Origin of the sequence: uncultured Gimesia sp., from assembly GCF_937919775.1 — a bacterium.
Taxonomy (GTDB): domain Bacteria; phylum Planctomycetota; class Planctomycetia; order Planctomycetales; family Planctomycetaceae; genus Gimesia.
This window is the reverse complement of the sequence record NZ_CALFPF010000609.1, coordinates 1-4,386: the sequence shown is the minus strand read 5'-3', so window position 1 is coordinate 4,386 and position 4,386 is coordinate 1. Positions and strand designations below refer to the sequence as shown.

2 protein-coding genes are annotated in these 4,386 nt (G+C 51.4%); one reads left to right on the top strand and one right to left on the bottom strand.

Going from position 1 to position 4,386, the window contains the following annotated elements; genetic code table 11:
* On the bottom strand, positions 1 to 2,651 hold a 2,651-nt coding region (locus tag Q0294_RS17500; RefSeq protein WP_299468035.1), incomplete at its 3' end, for a PSD1 and planctomycete cytochrome C domain-containing protein.
* Positions 2,652 to 3,084: 433 nt separating this feature from the next.
* On the opposite strand from Q0294_RS17500, the gene Q0294_RS17495 reads away from it, so the two are divergent.
* Entirely contained in the window at positions 3,085 to 4,284 is a 1,200-nt protein-coding gene (locus tag Q0294_RS17495) for a sialidase family protein (protein ID WP_299468033.1), read from the top strand.
* Positions 4,285 to 4,386 lie beyond the last annotated feature (102 nt).

The window sequence follows — 4,386 nt, the reverse complement described above, 5'->3', positions numbered from 1 at the left end:
AGATGATCGCCGGCCGCCCTGGGTGCGGAGTCTTTTCCACGCGAGAAAACATAGCCGGTGATCACACGCTGGTCATTGGGGATTTGATTTTTCACCCAGAGTTCCACCGCATACTGATCGCCCAGTTCTTTTACCGTGGCTTTCATGCGTTTGCCGGCAAATGTGGGAATCTGATCGACGGACGGAGTCGGTTCGTTCGCAGAACCGCCATCCCCCTGTTCCAGAAACCGCAGCCCAATCTGCATTTCCTGTGGTGACGGCTCACGCGAAAATAACGTTCGGTAAACTCCATCAATGCGTTTTTCGGACGATTCCCCCTCTAAGCGTTTCGCCAGCTGCTGCGCCTGCTGTCTCACAAACGGAGAGTTTAACACAAACAACTGCTGTAATGGGGTTGTCGTTTTGGATCGGCGGGCGGCATGAATCGCCGGGTCGGGAAAATCATACGACTGCAGGAACGTGCTCAATTTGTGACGGGAAACTGTGGCGTAAATCCCGCGACGATGAAACGTCGGATCATCAATGTCGCCGGAAGGACCGGCCTGTGTCGCATCCAGATCATTCCCCGCAGCCAGCAGGGCATCCCGATAGACTTCCGCTTCCAGTCGTCTGCGATTGAAATACGAGAGCAGTCGATTATCAGGATCAAGTTTCGCCTGCGATTCCGATAACACCACGTTGGATGTCTGTTGATAAGTCGCCGACAGCATGATCAGCCGATGCAGTTTTTTAATCGACCACCCCTGATCCATAAACCAGACGGTCAGATCGTCCAGCAGTTCCGGATGGCTGGGCAGGGCACCGGTTTTGCCAAAATTGCTCGGGGTATCGACCAGACCTTCACCGAAATGATGCTGCCAAACCCGATTCACCATCACGCGTGCCGTCAGAGGATTATCGCGGCTCGCAATGCTCCGTGCCAGTTCCAGCCGGCCGCTTCCATTTTTGAAAGGCTCCGATTTCTCGCTGGAAAGCACTTTCACAAACTGGCGCGGAACAACCTTTCCCAGGTTTCCGGCATTTCCGCGAATGAAAATATTCAAATCACGGGGCTTGTTGGGATAATACACGATCTTCATCCGATCTTCGGTGATCTCTTCCACACGAATCTGCTCTTCCGTCAAGGCATTGGCCACCGGCAGCTCAAAACCCGGCGTCGTTTTTTTGATGTCTTCAATTTTGGCTTTGTTCTCTTTGATCGTCTGATTGTGTGCAGCAATCAATGCCGTATTCTGTTTTAACTCTTCCGGCGGAATCGGAAATTGAATCGAAATCTGTTTCTTTAAATCGGGACGCGGCGCATTCAGCGGAAACTCCGTCTTGCCCGCCTGTTTCATCTGTTCTTTCAACAACGCATTTCGCTTGTTTAACTCTTTAATTTGATCGGTCAGTGCTGTGCTCTGCTTTGTCAATGCCTCAGCTTGATCACGCGCGGGCTGAGTTTTGGCGACTTCCGCATCAGAAATAATCGGCCGCGTCGTCTGTCTGACCGAGGCAAACACGCCCGCAATGCCGTAATAATCTTCAACGGTCAACGGATCATATTTGTGATCGTGACAGCGGGCGCAGGCCATCGTCAGCCCCAGCAGACCACGGCACAAACTGTCGACCCGGTCTTCCCAGTCGTCAGCGTAACGATTCTCCAACGTCACTTGAGACAGCGCCACTTCCTTGTGATAGGAAGGCCCCAGCCCCATATAACCGAGTGCGGGATAATCTTCAGGGCCGGTCTCCGGAAGAAAGTCGGTCGCCAGTTGACGAATGATAAATTCATCGTAAGGCATATCATCATTCAACGCTTTGATGACCCAGTCACGATACCGATAGGCGTGAGGATAGGGACCGTTATGTGGCCCCATATTCGTGTTGTCTTCCGCATACCGCGCGACATCCAGCCAGTGACGTCCCCAGCGTTCACCATAATGCGGAGACTGCAGCAGACGATCAATCAACTGCGCATATGCCTGAGGGGAAGTGTCTTTAACAAACCGGTCGACTTCCTGTGGAGTCGGAGGCAGGCCGATCAAATCGAAATAAACACGACGAATAAGCGTCTGTTTCCCCGCAGCAGGCGCCGGAGAAAAGCCTTTGGCTTCCTGTGCCGCCAGTATAAAGGAATCAATTTTGTTAACCGGCCAGTCCTGTCGTTTTACCGCGGGAGCAGCATGACTTTGGGGAGCCTGAAAGGACCAGAACTCGCGTGCCTTCACAAAATCAATTTCGGTTTTCGTTTTGCTCGCTGTTTTTGTCTCGCGGGGATCAGGTGCCCCCATCGCAATCCACTTTTCAAAATTCGCAATCACCTCATCCGGAAGTTTGCCTTTGGGAGGCATCTGGTAGCTCTCTTCACCATACCGCAGTGTTTCCAGCAACAGACTTTCTTCCGGTTTCCCCGGCACAAGAGCCGTTCCCGAATCGCCCCCTTTCAGGGTGCCGTGTTTCGAATCCAGCAGCAGACTCCCTTTGAGATTTTTCGTATCTGCGGAATGGCATTCATAACAATGCTGAATCAAAACCGGACGAATCTTCTTTTCAAAGAAATCAAGTCCCTGCTGATCCGACTGTGGTTCCGCTGCGGAAAGCTCAGGTATCAGCAAACCGAACAGGCTCGTGATTACGATGACGCTTGTCACTTTTTGCAAAGTTTTCATAGTCATGTTCTACGATGATTAAAGTCAGGTGGGAATAAGCCGCGCAGGCTGAGGTTTTCTGTCTTGTATCTTGTTGTATCACAATCAGATACATCAAGCATGCTTTATATCCTATCGGGAAAAACCGGGAATAACAATATAATATTTAAAAAAGGCTCCCCGGATGCGAAATATTTCGCTGATTTCCCCTGTTTCCGGCTGTCTCTGAGTCTAATCTTCCAACGAATCAGAGTGTTCTTCAACACGGTTCTACTCCGAAGCAGCATTGTCCCGTTAGAAACAGCTTTCTGAGTTACGTCCCGCACTTATTCTGTCAACGGATATTGAATGAGCTCGCCTTCCTCGTTAGTCTGAATAAACACAAATCGAAAAAGGAATCGCTCTGATTTCCTGCCTTGAGTCACAACTGCGTTCCCTGAAGTGAGGACTTGTTATGTTACTGAAAGCGCCCGCCCATGCGAGTCGAATTCTGATCATCGCCGCTTTGATTTGCTTCTGCCTGAAAACCTCGTACGCAGCTGAACCCGCAGATGCAACAGCGAAACCGCAACCCCCCGGCTTTTCCATTCCCTACATCGACCTCAACGATCAGGCGCATCGACAAGTAGTCGTTGATCGGGAAGAGGGACAGTACCTGGGACATCCCACAACGGTCCTGCTGGAAGACAACAAAACCATGCTCTGTGTTTATCCTAAGGGACACGGGAAGGGGGGCATTGTTTACAAGCGTTCCAACGATGCCGGCAAAACATGGAGCGAACGTCTGCCGACTCCCGCTTCCTGGATGACCTCCAGAGAAGTGCCGACCCTGCATCGGGTCATTGATGCGAACGGTAAAAAACGGATCATTATGTTCTCCGGCCTGTACCCCGCGCGGATGGCGGTTACCGAAGATGACGGCCAGACCTGGAGCGAACTCAAGCCGATTGGCGACTGGGGCGGCATTGTGGTCATGGGTTGTGTCGAACCGCTGAAAACCGGCAAAGGCCATTACATGGCGTTGTTTCACGACGACGGCCGCTTTATCTCGAAAGATTCCAAACAGGAATCGCCGATTGCCTTCACACTTTATAAAACGCTTTCCACAGATGGCGGCTTGACCTGGTCGAATCCTGAAGCAATCCATAAATCCTCCGAGTATCATATCTGCGAGCCCGGCATCATTCGTTCTCCCGACGGAAAACAACTGGCCGTCCTCCTCCGCGAAAACAGTCGTCGTCACAATTCACAGATCATCTTTTCCAACGATGAAGGCAAAACCTGGACCGCCCCCCGCGATCTGCCCGGCTCCTTAAACGGCGATCGCCATACCGGCAAATACGCTCCCGACGGGCGACTGCTGATTTCGTTCCGCAGCAAAACTCCCAAAGGTCATACCGCTCCCACCGAAGGGGACTGGGTCGCCTGGGTCGGCACTTATGACGATCTCGTGCAAGGCAAAGAAGGGCAGTACCATGTCCGCCTGAAAGACAACACCAAAGGCGCCGACTGCGCTTATCCCGGCGTCGAAATTCTGCCTGACGGCACGTTTATCCTCACCACCTACGGCCACTGGGAACAAGACAAAATGCCTTATATTCTCAGCATCCAACTCAAACTTTCCGAACTCGATGCACTTGCAAAAAACAATTAAACAAATCCCCCAACGATTTTGACGATCAAAAATCATACATACTTTTTCAAACAACTTGTTTAAGTGATCCGACTCCATTCGTAGGGGATGACCCATGTGTCA

Excerpts from the sequence above, each read along its gene's own strand:
- Q0294_RS17495 (WP_299468033.1), top strand. The coding sequence starts at position 3,085 with ATGTTACTGAAAGCGCCCGCCCATGCGAGTCGAATTCTGATCATCGCC.